Raw genomic sequence first — 18174 nt, 5'->3', positions numbered from 1 at the left:
AAAGGAATCCCAACCAGCCAGACATAAAGCCCGACCAGTCCGGGGTATAAATCATAATTGGCACTGGCTTATCAAGCACCCTGTTGAGTTCTCAAAGAACAACCACACACCGATCAAAAGCCCCACCCAGTGGGGCCCCGTTTCGGGGCAACCGCTCAAACCTACTTGGTCGAACTTTCGTTGTCAACCTCGTGTCCGAGGTGATCAACTTGGTTCGTCCTGATCCACGATGACGCACGCCGTACCCGGCGGTCGTTACTGTCGTGGGAAGCCGCAGACCGGCCGATCACCGCTTCGCGGCTCTCCGCCCGGCTCCTGCCGGCTTCAGAACTCTACCCGGTCGGCTTCGCTTCCGCAACCCCGTGTCCGGGGTGGTCCGCACCGCCCGATCCTCAGTCTCGCTCGGCGTTCCCGCCACGAGCCTGGCGCCCGTTCTCGGCCGGTTTGTCCGGCCTCCCCCGTGCAGAGAGAAAGTTACGCGGACGGCCCCGAGAAGGCAAATCAGGGTTCATCACTGGTTCGGTCGAACGGGATGGCAGCGGGCCCGCGTAGCCCGCGACGCGAGACGCGCCGGCGTGCCAGAGTGTCAGGCATGGATGAGCCCAGGCTCGGCGTCACGGTGCACGCCGAGGAGGCGCTGCTCGGCCTCCTCCTGCCGTTCTGGCAGTTGGTGATCGGCGCCGTCGTGCTGGTCGTCCTGGTGCTCTCGGTGGGACGGCTGGCCCGGCGGGGCCGATCCCGGATGACCACCGCCCTGCTGGTGACCGCCGCGGTCATCGCCGGCTTCACGGTGCTCGGCGTGCTGCTTCAGGGGTGAGGGCTCAGAGCCGGCGGTTGGCCAGGCTGGGCAGCTCCGCCCGGATCTGGGCGAGCCGGTCGAGGTCCAGGTCGACGACGGACACCCCCGGCCCGTCCGGCACCTGGGTCAGGATCGTCCCCCACGGGTCGACCACCATGCTGCGTCCGAAACAGGTGCGGCCGGGCTCGTGGTCGCCGGTCTGACCGGCGGCCGCGACGAAGCACTGGTTCTCGATCGCCCGCGCCCGCAGCAGAACCTCCCAATGGTCCCGGCCGGTGTGCAGCATGAACGCCGCCGGGACCACGAGCAGCTGGGCGCCCCCCTCGGTGGCCAGGCGCCGGTACAGCTCCGGGAAGCGCAGGTCGTAACAGATCGACAGGCCCACCCGGAGCCCCTCGACGTCGACCACCACCGGCTGGACGCCAGCCGCGACGCTCGCCGACTCCAGGTAGGAGACCCGACCGGGGATCTCCACGTCGTACAGGTGAATCTTGCGGTAGCTCGCGGCCAGGCTGCCGGACCGGTCGAAGACCAGCGACGTGTTCCAGGTGTGCTCCGGGTCGGGGCCGGCCTCATGGAACGACCCGGCCACCAGCCAGATGCCGAGTCGCCGGGCGATCCCGGCGAAGAAGCTGCCCACCTCGCCGTCCACCGGCTCCGGCTCGGGCAACCCGGCGGCGGGACCGAGGTAGTCGACGTACTCCGGCAGGACGGCGAGATCCGCGCCGCCGACGGCGGCGCGTTCCAGCAGGACCTCCGCGGCCGCCAGGTTGGCCTTACGGTCGTCCCGGGCGTTCAGCTGGCAGACGGCGACGCGCATGAGCCCAAGGGTACGGCCGAAAGGACCGCACGGGCAGCCTCAGATGCTCGCCGTTCGGCGGCCACCCGGCCACCTGCCGAGCGCCCCCGCGGGACCGGCGAACGCGACCGCGCCGGCCGCGTCAGAACTGAGCGGCCGGCGCGACGAGGACGATCAGGCCGACTTCTCCTCGCGGTCCCGCCGGGCCCGACGGCCGGTGAACTCGCGCGGCACGATGGTGGGGTTGACGTTCTCCAGGACCACCTCGCGGGTGATCAGCACCCGGGCGGCGTCGGGGTTGCTGGGCACCTCGTACATCGCGGAGAGCAGGACCTCCTCGATGATGGCACGCAGGCCACGGGCGCCGGTGCCCCGAAGCATGGCCTGGTCGGCGATCGCCTCCAGCGCCGGCTCGTCGAACTCCAGCTCGACCCCGTCCAGCTCGAAGAGGCGCTGGTACTGCCGGACCAGCGCGTTGCGCGGCTCGGTGAGGATCCGTACCAGGGCGCTCCGGTCCAGGCTGCGCACGTTGGTGATCACCGGCAGCCGGCCCACGAACTCGGGGATCAGCCCGAACTTGAGCATGTCTTCCGGCATGACCTGGCTGAAGATGTCATCGGTCGACCGGTCGGACACCGACCGGAGGCGGGCACCGAAGCCGGTGCCACCCTGCCCGGTGCGGGACTCGATGATCTGGTCGAGACCGGCGAAGGCGCCACCGCAGATGAACAGCACGTTGGTGGTGTCGATCTGGATGAACTCCTGGTGCGGGTGCTTGCGCCCGCCCTGCGGCGGCACGTTGGCCACCGTGCCCTCGAGCATCTTGAGCAGGGCCTGCTGCACGCCCTCGCCGGAGACGTCCCGCGTGATCGACGGATTCTCCGACTTGCGGGCGATCTTGTCGACCTCGTCGATGTAGATGATGCCGGTCTCGGCGCGCTTGATGTCGTAGTCGGCGGCCTGGATCAGCTTGAGGAGGATGTTCTCCACGTCCTCGCCGACGTAACCCGCCTCGGTCAGCGCGGTGGCGTCGGCGATCGCGAACGGGACGTTCAACATCCGGGCGAGGGTCTGCGCCAGGTGGGTCTTGCCGCACCCGGTCGGACCGAGCAGCAGGATGTTGGACTTGGCCAGCTCGACGGCGTCAGTGCCGGAGCCCGGCGCGCCGGCCGCCTCGGCCTGGATCCGCTTGTAGTGGTTGTAGACCGCTACGGCGAGCGCCTTCTTGGCCTGATCCTGCCCGACCACGTAGTTGTCGAGGAACTGGCAGATCTCCATCGGCTTGGGAAGCTCTTCCCACTTCACCTCGCCGGACTCGGCCAGCTCCTCTTCGATGATCTCGTTGCAGAGATCGATGCACTCGTCGCAGATGTAGACCCCGGGGCCCGCGATGAGCTTCTTGACCTGCTTCTGCGACTTGCCGCAGAAGGAGCATTTCAGTAGGTCGCCGCCGTCACCGATCCGTGCCACCTACGTTCTCCCTGCACTCATCGGCCGGAGACCCGGCCCTGACCCTGCGGACGCTGCGCGCCGTCCGGCTCCGTTCACCCCGCCGGCCCAACCGGCGAAGCGGTACGGACCCGACGTTACCCGCTGGCGGGGCATTCTCCGACCCCCAAAACGGGTGTGTCAGAGGTCGGCCGGGAACGGACGCCCGGCCAACCTCTGACCCGGTAGTGCTCAGCTGGCGGCGTTGGCCGCCAGCAGACCCTTCTTGCGGCTGGTCAGGATCGTGTCGACCAGCCCGTACTCCTTGGACTCCTCGGCCGTCATGATCTTGTCACGGTCGATGTCCTTGCGAACCTGCTCGATCGGCCGGTTGCAGTGGCGGGACAGCATGTCCTCCAGCTGCGTCCGCATCCGCAGGATCTCCCGGGCCTGGATCTCGATGTCCGAGCCCTGCCCGTAGCCGCCCTCGGTGGCCGGCTGGTGGATGATGATCCGCGAGTTCGGCAGCGCCATCCGCTTACCCGGAGTGCCCGCCGAGAGCAGCACCGCCGCCGCGCTCGCCGCCTGCCCGAGGCAAACCGTCGAGATGTCCGGACGGACGTACTGCATGGTGTCGTAGATCGCCGTCATCGCGGTGAACGAGCCACCCGGCGAGTTGATGTACATGATGATGTCGCGGTCCGGATCGGTGCCCTCGAGCGTCAGCAGCTGGGCCATCACGTCGTTGGCCGACGCGTCGTCCACCTGGACGCCGAGGAAGATGATCCGGTCCTCGAAGAGCTTGTTGTACGGGTTCGACTCCTTGACCCCGTACGACGTGCGCTCGACGAACGACGGCAGCACGTAACGGTTGTGCACGGCCGCGAACTGGGGCGGCAGGCTCAGATCGGTCATCGTCAGCTCCTCAGCTCAGGGTCCCGGCGCCATCCGGAACCTGAGCGGCTCCGATGATCACCTTGTCGATGAAGCCGTAGTCCATGGCCTCCTGGGCGGTGAACCAACGGTCCCGGTCCGAGTCCGCCTCGATCTGCGACTGGCTCTGGCCGGTGTGGTGCGCGACCCGCTCCTGGAACATCCGCTTCGTGTAGAGCATCTGCTCCGCCTGGATGGCGATGTCGGACGCCGTACCGCCCAGACCACCGGACGGCTGGTGCATCATGATCCGGGCGTGCGGGAGGGCGTAACGCTTGCCCTTGGTGCCCGCGCAGAGCAGCAGCTGACCCATCGAGGCAGCCATGCCCATCGCCACGGTCGACACGTCGTTGTCGATGAACTGCATGGTGTCGTAGATCGCCATGCCGGAGTAGACCGAGCCACCCGGCGAGTTGATCCACAGGTTGATGTCGCGGTCCGGGTCCTCCGCGGCGAGCAGCAGCAGCTGCGCGCAGATGCGGTTGGCGACCTGGTCGGTCACCTCACTGCCCAGGAAGATGATGCGCTCCTTGAGCAACCGGTTGTAGACCGAGTCGTCGAGGTTGCCAATGGAGTCGCCACCGCGCGCGTCAATCGCCCGGAGCGACTTCTTGGGGATGTGCATGTCGGTCATGGCAGCCCTTCGCTCTCCGTACCGTCTTTCCCGACACTAACCGCTGTCCGGCGCGGCAGAGTCCCGGTCGGGGCACTGTTCGCTCTCAGCGCAGCTGCGTCGGGCGTACCCGCGGCGCGGGCTTCCGGGCGTACCTGACGACCTTGGTCGCCGTGCGTACCCCGGAAAAGGATGTGGCCGCCGTCCACCGCACAGCGGCGGACGGCGGCCGCACCCGACGATCAGTGGTCGTGGTTGTGCTCCGCCTCGTTGGCGGCGCGCAGGGCGTCGAGGGTGACCTCGTTGCCGGCCGAGTCCTTGATCGTGATCCGCTCCATGACGGCCGCGAGCGCCTTGCCCCGCCGCACGTCACCGAAGACCGCGCCGGCCGCGCCGGAGCGCACCAGCTGGTCGTAGTACTGCTGCGGGGCCATCCCGGCCCGCTGCGCGCGGTGCACGATCTCGTGGCCGAACTCGTCGTCGGAGACCTGCACGTCCTCGGCGTCGGCCAGGGTGTCCAGCAGCAGCTGCACCTTGACACCCTCGGTCGCCGCCTCGGTCAGCTCGGCGTCGATCTGCTCCTCGGTCTTCTCCTCGGCGGCGAGGTACTCCTCCATGGAGGCGCCGATCCGCTCCAGCTGGTCGACCATCGCCTGCTTGCGGCTGGCCACCTCCTCGCGGACGACGCCCTCCGGCGCCGGCACCTCGGCGGCCTCGACCAGCTGCGCCAGGGCCTTGTCCCGAGCCGCGTAGATCTGCTCGACCTGCTTGCCCTGGGTGACCCGCCCCCGCAGGTCGCCGCGGAGCTCCTCAATCGTGTCGAACTCGCTCGCCATCTGGGCGAACTCGTCGTTCAGCTCCGGCAGCTCCTTCTCCTTGACCGTGCGCACGGTCACCGCCACCTCGGCGTCCCGGCCGGCGAAGTCTCCGCCGACCAGCTGGGTGGTGAAGGTGGTGCTCTCGCCGGCGGCGAGACCGACCACGGCCTCGTCGAGACCCGGCAGGAGCTGCTTGCTGCCCACCTCGTGGGAGATGTTGCTCGCCTGGCCGCCCGGCACGTCCTCGCCGTCGACGGTCGCGTTCAGGTCGATCTGGACGTAGTCGCCCTCGGCGGCGGCCCGCTCGACGGTCTTGAGGGTGGCGAACCGCTCGCGCAGGTTCTTCACCTGCTCGTCGATCTCGCTCTCGTCGATCTGCAGCTCGTCGACGGTCACCTCGATGGTCGACGCGTCGGGCAGGGTGATCTCGGGACGGACGTCCATCTCGGCGGTGAAGTTCAGCGAGTCACCGTCGTTGAACTCGGTGATCTCGACCTCGGGACGCCCCAGCGTCTTCAGGTCGTGCTCGCGTACCGCGGCGAGGATGTTGTCCGGGATGGCGTCCTGGACCGCCTCGTTGAGGACGGTGCCCCTGCCCACCCGCTGGTCGATCACCGCGGTCGGCACCTTGCCCCGGCGGAAGCCGGGAACCTGGACCTGCGAACCGATCTCCCGGTACGCCTTCTTGAGGCTCGGCTCGAGCTCGACGAACGGCACCTCGATGGCGAGCCGCACGCGCGTCGGGCTCAGAGTCTCGACGGTGCTCTTCACAGGCGTACTCCTTGACGGATCTCAGTTGAGTCTGGGCGTGATTCAGCCCATCGAGTGTAGGTGAGCCGGCCTGACGCTCCGGCAGCGCCCGGGGACCGCGCGGAAAACTCGGCGGCACCCGGGGCGGCCCGGCCGCGGACGACAGTCGGGGTGGCGGGATTTGAACCCACGGCCCCTCGCTCCCAAAGCGAGTGCGCTACCAAGCTGCGCCACACCCCGTGGCGACGTGCAGTCTATGCCGTCGGCGCACTCCGGACGTGTCGGGGCCACCTCTCACGGACACATTCCCCAAAACCCCCCTCCGCTCCCCCGCTACGGCCCGGCCCGCGGCCGGCGTGGCCCGGGAGGGCCGCGCCGGACGCAAGATCCGCGCAACTTCGGGGAAAGTGTTGCCTCCCGGCGCGCTGAGGCCACTACATCCCTGAAGTTGCGCGGATCTTGGCGCGGCCCGCGCGGATCTTGGCGCGGGCGGCGCGGCGGTGACGCGGCGCACGGGCGGCGCCACGCGCGGCGGCGTCCGGTGGTGGCGGCTGCGCGGGCGACACGGAGATTGGGTACGCTGTCGGCTGCGTCCCGCTGTGGCGGGGTGCGCGCGGGCGTAGCTCAATGGTAGAGCTTCAGTCTTCCAAACTGACGGTGCGGGTTCGATTCCCGTCGCCCGCTCCAACGGTCTCGGTCCCACGTCAGAGGCTGCGTCCCAACCCTGGGCCCGTCGGCCATTCGCCCGCTCTGATCTTGCGGGCCATCCGTGGGCCACTACGCCTCGCTCCGGCGCTCACCACTACGAGCGCCCTACCGCTTCCCGACACGTTCGGCCGCGTCCTCGAAGACCAGCAGATGAGGGGGCTTGCCCGGATACCGGGGGATCTCGACGGGCAGGCCCGGCCGCAGCACCGGGGCGAGGGCGTCGAAGACGCGCGTCACGGCATCGTCGTGAAACTCCTCGAACCGCTCCGTGGCCTGAAGCCACAGTGCGCCACCGGCCACGACGTCCACCCGGCGGAATGCACCTGTCTCCGTCATCGCCATCTGGCCGCCGAGCTGCGCCGCCAACTCCTTCGGGGCGATCGTCAACCACGAGTATCCCCGCAGGTACCGCCGGCACTCGTTAACCGTGTGCCTGGGCTCACGCTGCTCCGGAGGGTAGTTCCGGGCCGGCAGGCGGTCCTCCAGCGTTGTCGCGCCGGGTCCGTGGCCATAGGAGATGTGGCCGAACCCCGGATCCCACTTCTCCGCGTAAGCGCGAAGCGTCTTTAGCCACTCCTGCTGCAACCTAAGGCTCTCGGCCGATCCGTCGAGCCGCTCGTCACTTTCCAGCACCGACAGCCGAAGCCATTGAGGCGAGACCGGATGGCGGCGAACAACGAGCGACAGAAGCCGCTTGCCCCGGTGCCCCATCTCGTCGAAGACGCCGATTTCAAGGATCGCCATCTCCGGAAGGTCGCCTAGTTCCTTTCTCAGCCAGGCGAGCCCAGAAGCGGAGCAGTTACGCTCGGCCGTCTTCGCAGGTGCGGTGATCCCCCCGCGCGATATCGCCAGCACGCCGAAGAGGGAACCCGGCTCCCCCGGTCCCTTCGTAACACGGGCGGGGAGGGGTGCAAGCTCGTGCCGCTCGTCGGGCAGCAACCGCGCCGACAACCCCTCCAGCCACTCGTACGCCACCTCACTCAGGTCGCCAGCCGATCCGTCCACGTTCAGCTGGAGATCTACCGGTAGTGGAGTCACGCCTATCACCATTCTTCGAAGCCGAAGCCGAAGCCGCAGCCGCGGTCGATGGGCGAGCAGACTACTGGTTGCCGCTGACAGCTGCGCCGGCCGTCCTTGCGGCGGCCTGCCGGGCGGTCCGCCGATCCATAGCCGAGGCGATTCCGCGGTCCCGTTCGCTGGTGGCGTGCTGGTAGATCAACGAGGCAACAGGCGACAGGCGACATCCTCGTCCTCAGCGGTCCGGAGCGGCACCCGTATCCGGCACTTACCGATCATCTCTTGACAGCTGTCGATCTATGGACTGGTGTAAGCACCAGACCCATTGACGTCCGTCAGGAGGGCACATGATCGTCCGACGACGGTGGACAGCTGCCGCCACCACAGCGATCCTGGTCAGCGCGGTGCTGTCCCATCCCGGTCCGGGCACAGCGGCACCCGCCGCTCCGGCCGCACCGATCACCCTGAGCGCCTCCGAGACCGCCCTGGTCCGGATGCAGCTACGCGATCAGGCTCAGCTCGACCGTCTGGTCGCGACCGGCGCCGATCTGGCCAACCGACCCCGGGCCCGGGACGGGCGGATCCTCGCCGACCTGGTGCTGACCGGCACCCAACTCGCCGACCTGACCGCGCAGGGCGCGACCGCCGTGCAGATCGTGCAGCGGGCCGGGGACGGCGAGCGGCACTACGTCGAGAGCGTCCGCGCGGCTCAGGCCCGCACCGCCGCCGGGCTGCGCGCTCCCGCCGCAGGGAAACGGTCCACGGCCGCCGCCGCGGCCGTGGACACCCTCCAGGTGCAGCAGGCGTACTGGTGGACCACGAGCGGGCAGACGTTCCTGCAGGCCCAGGTGGCCACCACCGCCACCGACGACCCGGACGTGGAGATCACCGTCAGCTGGCGGACGGCCGACGGTGCCACCGGGTCCTTCCCGCTGTCCCGGTTCGAGGACTCCGGCGAGTACCAGTACCACTACGCGCTTCCCCAGCCGGTGCCGAACCGACCGGTCCAGCTGACCGCCACCTCCAGCCTCGGCGGCGTCAGCCGGGCGGTCACGCCGGCCCTCTGGCCGAACGCCACCCCGCCGCCGCTGCCGGCCGGATACCAGAAGGACTTCATCGACGCGTACCTGACGCCGGTGGACATCCAGGCGCGGATCAAGCGGCTGGCCCGGCAGTACCGGGACCTGGTCGACGTCATCGACCTGCCGAACCGCACCCAGGGGTACCGGCGCAACGCGGTCGCGTACCTGGGCGACCCGGCGGTGGCCGCCGTGGTGGTCGAGTCGGTCCGCTTCGGTGACCAGGGCATGAACGGTGTGCAGGTGCGGACGGTCGACCCGGGCCGGCGGAACCGGCCGCTGACCGTCGCCTACCGCGACCGCGTCCTCACGATCTCGCTCGCCACCGACACCGCCGGCAAGACGGTGAGCACCACCGACGATGTCGCGGCGGCGATCAACGCCCGCCAACCGAACCGGTTCCGGGCCACCGTCGAGGACGGCTCGGCCGGCCTGCCGATGCCCGTCGCCGGCCCGGCCCGGCTCGACGACGGGCTCCAGGGCACCGAGGTGCCGGCGAAGCCGTGGACGGTCCAGGCGCTGCGCCTCGGCGTGCACCGGGACGGCTCCCGGATCGGGGTGCTGGCGTACTCCCAGGAGCACGCCCGCGAGTGGGCGACGCCGCTGGTCACGCTGGAGTTCGCCGAGCGGATGTTGGCCAACGCCCGCACCGATCCGGCCACCCGCGAGCTGCTGGAGCAGGTCGACGTGTTCGTCATTCCGACGGTGAACCCGGATGGCGCGAACTACTCGTTCAACGACTACAACTTCCAGCGCAAGAACCTGGTCAACCACTGCACCGGGCCGGCCCGGGACCCGCGCAACCGCACCTCTTGGGGCGTCGACCTGAACCGGAACTACACCGTCGGGTCCTACTTCGACGGGTACGTGGGCGCCAGCGCCAACTGCCTGTCGGGCAACTACGCGGGCACCGCGGAGCTGTCCGAGGCGGAGAGCCGCAACGTCATCGCGCTCGCCGAGGCCCACCCGAACATCAAGTTCGCGATGAACGTGCACTCCTACGGCGGGTACTTCATGTGGCCGCCGGGGGCGTACAAGGCCGACGGGCGGATCACCCTGCCCCGGCCGTCGATCGACGAGTCGAAGATGTTCCTGGACAGCGCGCGGCGCATCGTCGGCGCCATCGCGCAGGAGCGGGGCACGGTCACCTGGCCGTCGCAGACCGGTCCCGTCGCCGACGTGCTTTACTCGGCCGCCGGCAACTCCGCCGACCAGCTCTACTACGAGCTGGGCATCTTCGCCTGGGACTTCGAGGTCGGCAACGACCGGTGGAACGCGACCACCGGCGAGTGGGAGGGCGTCGGCTTCCAGCCGCCGTTCGACGAGGCACACGGCGAGTCCCAGGAGTACGCCGGTGGCCTGGTCGAGATGGTCCGGGTGGCGCGGGACTACGCGGCCGCCCAGTCCGACGCCGGATGACCGTCCGGCGGTGCCGCGCCCGGGTCACGGGCGCGGCACCGCCAGCCGGGCCGACCGCCAGCCGGGCCGACCGCCAGCCGGGCCGACCGCCAGCCGGGGACAACGCTTCCGGCCCGGCCGGCACCGGACGGGCGACCGCCCGAGGCCTCTCACCCGTGGGCGACGGAGACATTTCGCCCGTTTCCGGTCGGTGGCCACCGGGTAGGGGCTTGTACATGGACACGAACAGCACCGCACACCTGACCGGCGGCCCCCGCGACGGCAGCACCCACGACACCGGCGGCGACGCCCTCGTCGAGGTGGAGATCGACGGCATGATGCACCGCTACATCAAGACCACCAAGCAGCACGACGACGGCCGACCGGTCTACAACTACGACGGGATGGTCGCCCCGGACGGCGGCGAGCCCGGCGTCGAGGATCCGGCCGCCCGGGTCGCCTCGCCGCGTGCCGACGCCGAGGGGCACGGCGGCACCCACTGACCGCCGCACGGTCGGGTCGAGCGGGTCCCGCCGTCACGTCAGTCGGATCGGCCGGCCACGGATGAACCGTGGCCGGCCGGGTAAGCAGCGGCCCTGCCTGGTGGGGAGACGACCGGCGTCGCGGGGTGCCGCGACCGGACGCGCGGGCGGGCGGCGTTCGCGCCGGCCCGCCCGGGCGTGCCCGGATCAGTTCGAAGTGATCCAGTTCCAGGCCGAGACGACCCACTCGGTCTGCTGGAGCCACGCCACGCCAAGGCCGGCGAGGAACACCGCGGTCGCCAGGTGCGCCCCCCGCGCGCTGCGCCGAACCCGCCCGAGCTGGCGCTCCAGCACCACCCTGCCGACCAGCCGGGCCAGCGCGAACAGACCGATCGCCACCAGCAGGCTGAGCACCAGCACCAGCAGCGGGCCGGTCAGGTCGCCCTGACCGGAGAGCGCCCAGATCCCCCAGCACACGAAGGCGAAGAGCCCGGCCGCGGCGCTCCACTCGCCGCCGCGACGCAGCTGCGCCAGACGCCAGCTCAGCGGGCGGCGCGGCTCCGTTCCGCCCGGCCAGCCGGTGCCGGTCGGGGCGTGCTCGACGGTCGGGAACGGCTCGGTCCGTGGGGTACGCGGCTCACCCACCGGCGCCACGCCCCGGCGGAAACCGTCCCGCTGCGGCGGCACCCCGACGCCGGCCTGCGGTGGCACCTCCACGGTCCGCTCCGCCCACGGCTGCGTCTGGTCTGCCATCTCGTCCTCCCCCTGACCGGCGACACCACCGCCGCCTGAATCCGAGGGTAGCCACCCGGCAAATCGGTCGCTGAGCCCGTCCGACGCGGCCCGGGACGACGGTGCCGAATCCCACACCGGACGAGGTACGGTCGGCTGATGGGCGACCCGGACCGACGACGACGGCGGCTGCGCCACCACCCCGACTCCGAGCCGGCCGGGCAGGGGGCCGACGGGCCGACGGCCAGCACCGCGGGCGTGCACGACGGCACCGACCCACCGCCCCGCCGTCGCGGCCCGGCCAACGACGAGCGCGACGGTGAGCGCGGTCTGCGCGGGCTGGTCGGCTCCGGCTCGTCGCAGGTGGGGCTCAGCGCCGCGCTGCGCGCGCGGGACGGGGCCCGGCCCACCGACGACGACCTGGCCGAGGCGGAGGCCCGGGTGGTGGTCGTCCGGCGCAACTGGGTGCCCCGCGAGGAGCTGCCCCGCTCGCCGCGCTGACCGCCCAGCCGGATCAGGGCAGGTCGGGCAGTTGCCGGGTCTGCTCGTACGCGGCCACCTGGGCGATCCGGCGGGCGTGCCGCTCGTTACCGGAGAACGGGGTGTTCAGGAACGCCTCGACGATGGCGGTGGCCTCGTCCAGGGTGTGCTGGCGGGCGCCGACCGCGACGACGTTCGCGTCGTTGTGCTGGCGGGACAGCTGCGCGGTCTCGACGTTCCAGGCCAGTGCGGCGCGCACCCCGGCGACCTTGTTCGCGGCGATCTGCTCACCGTTGCCGGACCCGCCGATGACCACGCCGAGGCTGGTCTCGTCGGCCACCACCCGGTCCCCCGTGTGCAGGCAGAACGTCGGGTAGTCGTCGTCCGGGTCGTAGCTGTGCGGGCCGACGTCGACCACGTCGTACCCCTGCTTGGCCAGATGGTTGGCCAGGTGCACCTTCAACTCGAAACCGGCGTGATCGGATCCCAGGTAGACGCGCATACGGGGCAGTCTGTCAGGCCGTCGTCGGGGACGCCGCAGGGGCGGCGTCCCCGAGCCGGGTTCGTCACACGGCCGTGCGACCGGCAGCTCAGCGGGGCAGTTCGGCGACCACCAGACCGCCACGTGCCTTCGGGGTGAACCAGGTGCTCTTTCGTGGCATCTTCTCGCGGGCCAGGTTCACCGCCACGAAGTCCGCGACGGTCACCGGCGCGATCAGGATCGCCAGCTCGGCCCGCCCGGCGTCGACCTCCCCGGTGAGCCAGCGCGCCGGGTAGTCACCACCGACGTAGGTGATCCGCTTGTCGCCCGGGTCCAGGCCCAGCGCGTCGCGCAGCAGCAGCCGCTCGACAAGGGCGTGGTCCAGGTTCTCCAGGCGACCGTCGGCGTTGCCGGGCAGGCGCACCGCGTACCCCTGGCCGGGCAGCCGGAGGTGGACGGTGCCGCCGGCCTCCGGGACCTCGACCGGGCCGTCGAGCGGCTCGATCTCGGCGCCCGCCGCGCGCAGCCGGTCCAGCAGCTCGTCCGGCGTGGTGGTCAGCTCGCTGACCAGCCGGTTGTACGGCTGGATGGCCACCGAGGCGGGCGTGGTGACCACGGCCAGGAAGCGCGGCAGCCCGCCGGTCTGGGCGGCCAGGCTCCGGTGGTTGCCGTCGGCGACGACCAGGTCCCCGCCACCGGCGAGGCCGGTCAGCTCGTCCTGCTCCGGGCCGGGGCCGAGCAGCCAGATGGCGTGCGTGCGCCCCGCCTGGTCGGTGTCCGCGGCGGCGGGCGCGCCGGCCGTCTCGGTCGCCGCCGCGAGCGCGGCGTGCAGTTCGTCGCCGCGCCCCGTCTGGAGCAGGAGTACGGGCGAGAGCAGGTGACCGAGCGCGTCGGCCAACGCCACCCGCTCACGCACCTTGGCGATGAAGACGTCCTCGTTGCGGATGACCAGGCCGGGCTCGTCGGCCCGGGTGGAGATCTGGTCGGTGTCCACCATCGCGAACAGGCCGTACGCCGGCTCGTCGTCCGGCGCGCTGATCCGGTAGAGCACCACCACCTGCTCGGCGGGGGTGTAGCTGCCGTCGGCCTTCGCCTCGGCGAGCCGGGCCACCGCGTCCGGCAGCGCGTCGAGGAACGACTTCCCCCGGCTCTCCGGCGCCCGGTGCGGCATCTCGATGCCGAGGGCACTGTGCGGGTTCGCCTCGATGATCGCGGTGATCTCCGCGTCGTCGGCGAACTCGTCGTAGTTCTGCGCGCCGGTGCCGCCGGTGGTGATCCAGGCCCGGGCGATCGGATGTACGACCGTCATGTCCGCTGACGCTACCGGCGACGGCGCCGCGGACAGCGGGGACCCGCACGGCGTCCACCAGATGAAAGCACCGGGCCGGGCGCGGTCAGCCGGCGCGGCCGGACGTGCCCCGGCGGTGCCGGCCGGCGACGGCCGACCCGCCGTTGCCCCGACGGCCGGTCGCGGCGGGCCCGGTGGTCGCGTTGCGGCGGGGCGCCGCGGGCGGCCCCGGCACGGGACGCGGCTCGTGCGGCGGCGCCGGGACGGGTCGCGGGTTCAGCGGCGGCGTCGGTACCGGACGCGGGGCGGCGGGCGCCGGCGGAGGCGGCGCGGGCTCGACCGGCGCGACCGGCGCGACCGGCTCGACCGGCGCGATCGGCGGCTGCACGGCCGGCGCGACCAACGACGGGACGGCCGGCGCGGGCGGTACGGGAGCCGGCTGGACGGCCGGCGCGGGTACCGCGAGCGGCGCCGGAAGATCGGCCGCCGCGATGTCGGCGGGCGGGGTCAGGCGGGAGGTGACCGGGACCCGTGCCACGCCGACCACGATGGGCGGGGCGAGCAGGTCCACCAGGTGGGCGGGAAGGTCGGGACGGACCACCGGCCAGCGGGAGTCGTCGACCGACCAGTAGGCCGCGCCGGGAGTCTCGATCACCCCCTGCCGGGTCAGCTGATCGTCACCGGACGCACGGTGCTTGGCCATCGGGATTGCCTCCACGAGCTGCGGGGTGCGGCCCTGCGGGTCGCTGCGGCGGACACCGAGGGAAACGAGGCCGCCCGCCCACCGGTGACGCCGTGACCGTTCCCGGCCCCCGGGGAGCGCACCCGGCGTCCGACGCGACACGCCCCCGCCCGGGCAGCCGACGGTGTCCGAACGGGGGCGCGTGGTGGTCGTGGATCAGTCGAAGATCGGGCCCTGCTCACGGGTGCGCTTGAGCTCGTAGAAGCCCGGCGTGCCGGCGACCAGCAGTACGCCGTCCCAGAGCCGGCCGGCAGCCTCCCCCTTCGGCGCCGGCGTGATCACCGGGCCGAAGAACGCCACCTGACCGCCGTCCGGGCCGGGCGCGTGGATCACCGGGGTGCCCACGTCCTGCCCGACCGGCCGCATACCGGCCTCGTGGCTGGCCCGCAGCGCCTCGTCGTACTCGGTGCTGTCCGCGGCCTCGACCAGCGCCGGGTCCAGGTCGGCGTCGGCCAGCGCGGCGACGTAGAGCTCCCGACCCCGCTCCTCCTTGCCGAGGTGGATCCGGGTGCCGAGTGCGGTGTAGAGCTTGCGGAGGACGTCACCGCCGTACCGCTGCTCGGCGGCGATGCAGAGCCGCACCGGGCCCCAGGCGGTGCTCAGGAACGACTTGTACTCCTCGGGCAGCTCGTCCCGGCCCTCGTTGAGCACGGCCAGGCTCATCACGTGGAAGCGGATGTCCACGTCACGGACCTTCTCGACCTCGAGCAGCCAGCGCGAGGTGATCCACGCCCACGGGCAGGCCGGGTCGAACCACATGTCCACAGCGACACGTTCGGTCACGGTGAGGTCCCTTCGCGACAGGTGGCGCCGGCGATCCGGCGTCTCCACGAATCTTCACCCCGGCCCGCGCCGGCCGGCACCCGAATCAGAGCGTGACCTCGGCCACCGCCGGCTACCGGTACGTGGAAGACTCGGTTCCGGACCGGCCGCCACGGGCGGTCGGCAGACGGGCGCCGCCGGGCGTACGGCGAGATGTGGGATGGAGACGAACAGTGCCGGGAGTGCGCAACCTGACGCAGGTGGAGGCGACCGAGCGGGCCCGCCTGCTCGACGTGACGGGGTACGACATCAGCCTGGACCTGTCGACCGCCGTGCTGGCGGCCGACGGCCGCACGTTCCGGTCGACGACCGAGGTCCGATTCCGTTGCGCCGAGCCGGGCGCGAGCACCTTCATCGAGGTGGCCGCCGATGCGGTGCGTTCCGCCACGTTGAACGGCGCTCCGGTCGACCTGTCCGACTGGTCGGCCGAGAAGGGCCTGACCCTGTCCGGGCTGGACAGCGAGAACACCCTGGTGGTCGAGGCCGACTTCGGCTACTCCAACAGCGGTCAGGGTCTGCACCGCACGGTCGACCCGGTGGACGGCGAGACGTACCTCTACAGCCAGTTCGAGACGGCCGACGCGCAGCGGGTCTTCGCCTGCTTCGACCAGCCGGACCTGAAGAGCGTGTACACCTGGCACGCCACCGTGCCGGCGCACTGGCGGGTGGTGTCCAACATGCCGGTGCAGAGTGAGGAGCCGGCGGGTGAGGGGCTCAAGACCCTCCACTTCACCGAGTCGCCCCGGATGAGCACGTACATCACGGCGCTCTGCGCCGGGCCGTACCACGAGGTGCGCGACACCCACGACGGCATCGACCTGGGCGCGTTCTGCCGGGCGTCGATGGCGCCGTACCTCGACTCGGACGACCTGTTCCTGATCACCAAGCAGGGCTTCGACTTCTTCCACGAGAAGTTCGGGGTGCGCTACCCGCTGCCGAAGTACGACCAGCTCTGGGTGCCCGACTTCAACGCCGGCGCGATGGAGAACTTCGGCTGCGTGACGCACGCCGAGTCGCACTACCTGTTCCGCTCCCAGGTCACCGATTTCGAGTACGAGCAGCGCGCCAACACGATCCTGCACGAGATGGCCCACATGTGGTTCGGCGACCTGGTCACCATGCGCTGGTGGAACGACCTGTGGCTGAACGAGTCGTTCGCCGAGTGGGCCAGCCACTGGTGCAACACCAACGCCACCCGGTTCACCGAGGCGTGGACGACGTTCCTGTCCATCCGGAAGAACTGGGGCTACCGGCAGGACCAGCTCTCCTCCACCCACCCGGTCTACACCGAGATGCCGGACATGGAAGCCGTGGAGGTCAACTTCGACGGCATCACCTACGCCAAGGGCGCGAGCGTGCTCAAGCAGCTCGTCGCGTACGTGGGTGAGGAGCCGTTCGTGGCCGGGCTGCGGGCATACTTCGGCAAGCACGCCTGGGGCAACGCCACCTTCGACGACCTGCTCACCGAGCTGGAGGCGGCCTCCGGCCGGGAGCTGCGCAAGTTCGCCGCGCAGTGGCTGGAGACCGCGCAGGTCAACACGCTGCGGCCGGAGGTGACCATCGGCGCGGACGGCACGTACCAGCAGGTCGTCATCCGGCAGGAGGCGCCGGCCGCGTACCCGACGCTGCGGACGCACCGCATCGGCGTGGGCCTGTACGACCTGACCGACGGGCGGCTGGTCCGCCGCGAGCGGCACGAGGTGGACGTGACCGGCGAGCGGACCGACCTCGCCGAGCTGCGCGGCGTCCGCGCGGCCGACGTGCTGCTGCTCAACGACGACGACCTGAGCTACACCAAGCTGCGCCTCGACGACCGGTCGATGGCCGCGGTGGTGCAGCACATCGGCGGCTTCGAGTCGTCGCTGGCCCGGGCCCTGTGCTGGACCGCGGCGTGGGACATGACCCGGGACGCCGAGCTGGCGGCCCGCGACTACGTGGCGCTGGTGGTCAGCGGGCTGCCCGCCGAGACCGACATCAACCTGGTCACCGCCACCCTGCGGCAGGCGACCACCACGCTCACCCTGTACGCCGACCCCGCGTGGGCGCCGACCGGCTGGGCCGAGCTGGCCCGCACGGCGCGGGACGCGCTCGCGGCGGCCGAGTCGGGCAGCGGCTTCCAGCTGGCCTGGGCCCGGGCGTACGCCTCGGCGGCCCGCTCCGAGGAGGACCTGGCGACCCTGCGCGGTTGGCTGGACGGCTCCGGCGTGCCGGCCGGGCTGACCGTCGACACCGAGCTGCGGTGGACGGTGCTCGGCGCGCTGGTGGCCAACGGTGCGGCCGGCGCGGCCGAGATCGAGGCGGAGCTGGCCGGTGACCGCACCGCCAGCGGCGAGCGGGAGGCCGCGTACGCGCACGCGCTGGTGCCGACCGCGGAGAACAAGGCCGCCGTGTGGGCGCTGCTGACCGGCCCCGACGCGCTGCCCAACTGGCGGCACCGGGCGCTGTTGCAGGGTTTCGCCCACCCGGCGCAGGTGGAGCTGGTCGCCCCGTACCGGGAGCGGTACTTCGCGGCGGTCGGCCAGGTGTGGGCCACCCGGGACAGCGAGCCGGCGCAGGAGTTCGCCCAGCTGGCGTACCCGACCTACCTGGTGGAGGACGACACGGTGGCGGCCACCGACGCGTGGCTGGCCGGCGACGGGCACCCCGGCCCGCTGCGCCGGCTCGTCGCCGAGGGCCGCGACGGCGTCATGCGGGCGCTCAAGGCCCGCGCGAAGGACGCCCAGATCGCCTGATCACGTACGACAGAGGGGTCGGCGTGGGTGGAAGCCCGCGCCGACCCTCGCCAGCCCCCGCACAGACCGAAGC

At 71.3% G+C, this 18174-nt stretch carries 16 protein-coding genes and 2 tRNA genes; 6 read left to right on the top strand and 12 right to left on the bottom strand.

Annotated features, from left to right (window positions below; all coding sequences use genetic code 11):
• The first annotated feature begins 592 nt into the window (after positions 1–592).
• Positions 593–817, top strand: a complete 225-nt coding sequence (locus tag EAD89_RS06385; protein ID WP_121675066.1) for a hypothetical protein — start codon at positions 593–595, stop codon at positions 815–817.
• 4 nt (positions 818–821) lie between these two features.
• Here the strand turns inward: EAD89_RS06385 and EAD89_RS06380 are convergent, their stop codons facing one another.
• From EAD89_RS06380 to EAD89_RS06355, 6 genes are all read right to left on the bottom strand, one after another.
• Complete coding sequence (locus tag EAD89_RS06380; protein WP_121675065.1) at positions 822–1619, bottom strand: carbon-nitrogen hydrolase family protein; 798 nt, start codon at positions 1617–1619, stop codon at positions 822–824.
• A 153-nt stretch (positions 1620–1772) separates the two neighbouring features.
• Entirely contained in the window at positions 1773–3068 is a 1296-nt protein-coding gene (gene clpX / locus EAD89_RS06375; RefSeq protein WP_121652301.1) for an ATP-dependent Clp protease ATP-binding subunit ClpX, read from the bottom strand.
• Between the two features lie 210 nt (positions 3069–3278).
• Positions 3279–3941 (bottom strand): ATP-dependent Clp protease proteolytic subunit, encoded by a 663-nt coding sequence (locus EAD89_RS06370; protein WP_121652300.1) that lies wholly within the window; start codon positions 3939–3941, stop codon positions 3279–3281.
• Positions 3942–3951: 10 nt separating this feature from the next.
• A complete protein-coding gene (locus EAD89_RS06365) occupies positions 3952–4593 on the bottom strand; it encodes an ATP-dependent Clp protease proteolytic subunit (protein WP_007464111.1) in 642 nt (213 codons plus the stop codon).
• 221 nt (positions 4594–4814) lie between these two features.
• On the bottom strand, positions 4815–6161 hold the full coding sequence (gene tig / locus EAD89_RS06360) for a trigger factor (protein WP_121652299.1): 1347 nt from the start codon (positions 6159–6161) through the stop codon (positions 4815–4817).
• 145 nt (positions 6162–6306) lie between these two features.
• Positions 6307–6380, bottom strand: a tRNA-Pro gene (locus EAD89_RS06355).
• Between the two features lie 373 nt (positions 6381–6753).
• Between EAD89_RS06355 and EAD89_RS06350 the strand changes: the two genes are divergently transcribed.
• Positions 6754–6827, top strand: a tRNA-Gly gene (locus EAD89_RS06350).
• Positions 6828–6953: 126 nt separating this feature from the next.
• Here EAD89_RS06350 and EAD89_RS06345 read toward each other — a convergent pair.
• Positions 6954–7886: a hypothetical protein gene (locus EAD89_RS06345; RefSeq protein WP_147458766.1), complete on the bottom strand. Its 933-nt coding sequence runs from the start codon at positions 7884–7886 to the stop codon at positions 6954–6956.
• Between the two features lie 326 nt (positions 7887–8212).
• On the opposite strand from EAD89_RS06345, the gene EAD89_RS06340 reads away from it, so the two are divergent.
• Both EAD89_RS06340 and EAD89_RS06335 read left to right on the top strand, forming a co-directional pair.
• A complete protein-coding gene (locus EAD89_RS06340) occupies positions 8213–10363 on the top strand; it encodes a M14 family zinc carboxypeptidase (RefSeq protein WP_121675063.1) in 2151 nt (716 codons plus the stop codon).
• 215 nt (positions 10364–10578) lie between these two features.
• The gene (locus tag EAD89_RS06335) at positions 10579–10845 is read left to right on the top strand and encodes a hypothetical protein (RefSeq protein ID WP_121657350.1); all 267 of its coding nucleotides are present in this window, start codon (positions 10579–10581) and stop codon (positions 10843–10845) included.
• A 186-nt stretch (positions 10846–11031) separates the two neighbouring features.
• On the opposite strand, the gene EAD89_RS06330 is transcribed toward EAD89_RS06335, so the two are convergent.
• A complete protein-coding gene (locus EAD89_RS06330) occupies positions 11032–11577 on the bottom strand; it encodes a hypothetical protein (RefSeq protein ID WP_121657351.1) in 546 nt (181 codons plus the stop codon).
• A 138-nt stretch (positions 11578–11715) separates the two neighbouring features.
• Between EAD89_RS06330 and EAD89_RS06325 the strand changes: the two genes are divergently transcribed.
• On the top strand, positions 11716–12057 hold the full coding sequence (locus tag EAD89_RS06325) for a hypothetical protein (protein ID WP_121657352.1): 342 nt from the start codon (positions 11716–11718) through the stop codon (positions 12055–12057).
• A gap of 13 nt (positions 12058–12070) precedes the next feature.
• Here EAD89_RS06325 and EAD89_RS06320 read toward each other — a convergent pair whose 3' ends face one another.
• From EAD89_RS06320 to EAD89_RS06305, 4 genes are all read right to left on the bottom strand, one after another.
• On the bottom strand, positions 12071–12538 hold the full coding sequence (locus tag EAD89_RS06320; RefSeq protein ID WP_121657353.1) for a ribose-5-phosphate isomerase: 468 nt from the start codon (positions 12536–12538) through the stop codon (positions 12071–12073).
• An 88-nt stretch (positions 12539–12626) separates the two neighbouring features.
• Positions 12627–13826: a DUF1015 family protein gene (locus tag EAD89_RS06315; protein WP_121657354.1), complete on the bottom strand. Its 1200-nt coding sequence runs from the start codon at positions 13824–13826 to the stop codon at positions 12627–12629.
• A gap of 85 nt (positions 13827–13911) precedes the next feature.
• On the bottom strand, positions 13912–14508 hold the full coding sequence (locus EAD89_RS06310; protein ID WP_121675062.1) for a hypothetical protein: 597 nt from the start codon (positions 14506–14508) through the stop codon (positions 13912–13914).
• Positions 14509–14703: 195 nt separating this feature from the next.
• Complete coding sequence (locus tag EAD89_RS06305) at positions 14704–15330, bottom strand: DsbA family protein (RefSeq protein WP_121675061.1); 627 nt, start codon at positions 15328–15330, stop codon at positions 14704–14706.
• A 221-nt stretch (positions 15331–15551) separates the two neighbouring features.
• Between EAD89_RS06305 and pepN the strand changes: the two genes are divergently transcribed.
• A complete protein-coding gene (gene pepN / locus EAD89_RS06300; RefSeq protein WP_121675060.1) occupies positions 15552–18101 on the top strand; it encodes an aminopeptidase N in 2550 nt (849 codons plus the stop codon).
• Positions 18102–18174 lie beyond the last annotated feature (73 nt).

The sequence above is a fragment of the Micromonospora sp. BL4 genome (genome assembly GCF_003667505.1).
Taxonomy (GTDB): domain Bacteria; phylum Actinomycetota; class Actinomycetes; order Mycobacteriales; family Micromonosporaceae; genus Micromonospora.
Note: the sequence above shows the minus strand (reverse complement) of the source record. Positions and strands in the feature narration are given on the sequence as shown.

Excerpts from the sequence above, each read along its gene's own strand:
- EAD89_RS06320 (WP_121657353.1), bottom strand. The coding sequence starts at position 12,538 with ATGCGCGTCTACCTGGGATCCGATCACGCCGGTTTCGAGTTGAAGGTG.
- EAD89_RS06315 (WP_121657354.1), bottom strand. The coding sequence starts at position 13,826 with ATGACGGTCGTACATCCGATCGCCCGGGCCTGGATCACCACCGGCGGC.
- EAD89_RS06310 (WP_121675062.1), bottom strand. The coding sequence starts at position 14,508 with ATGGCCAAGCACCGTGCGTCCGGTGACGATCAGCTGACCCGGCAGGGG.
- EAD89_RS06335 (WP_121657350.1), top strand. The coding sequence starts at position 10,579 with ATGGACACGAACAGCACCGCACACCTGACCGGCGGCCCCCGCGACGGC.
- EAD89_RS06340 (WP_121675063.1), top strand. The coding sequence starts at position 8,213 with ATGATCGTCCGACGACGGTGGACAGCTGCCGCCACCACAGCGATCCTG.
- EAD89_RS06380 (WP_121675065.1), bottom strand. The coding sequence starts at position 1,619 with ATGCGCGTCGCCGTCTGCCAGCTGAACGCCCGGGACGACCGTAAGGCC.
- EAD89_RS06365 (WP_007464111.1), bottom strand. The coding sequence starts at position 4,593 with ATGACCGACATGCACATCCCCAAGAAGTCGCTCCGGGCGATTGACGCG.
- EAD89_RS06385 (WP_121675066.1), top strand. The coding sequence starts at position 593 with ATGGATGAGCCCAGGCTCGGCGTCACGGTGCACGCCGAGGAGGCGCTG.
- EAD89_RS06325 (WP_121657352.1), top strand. The coding sequence starts at position 11,716 with ATGGGCGACCCGGACCGACGACGACGGCGGCTGCGCCACCACCCCGAC.
- EAD89_RS06370 (WP_121652300.1), bottom strand. The coding sequence starts at position 3,941 with ATGACCGATCTGAGCCTGCCGCCCCAGTTCGCGGCCGTGCACAACCGT.
- EAD89_RS06330 (WP_121657351.1), bottom strand. The coding sequence starts at position 11,577 with ATGGCAGACCAGACGCAGCCGTGGGCGGAGCGGACCGTGGAGGTGCCA.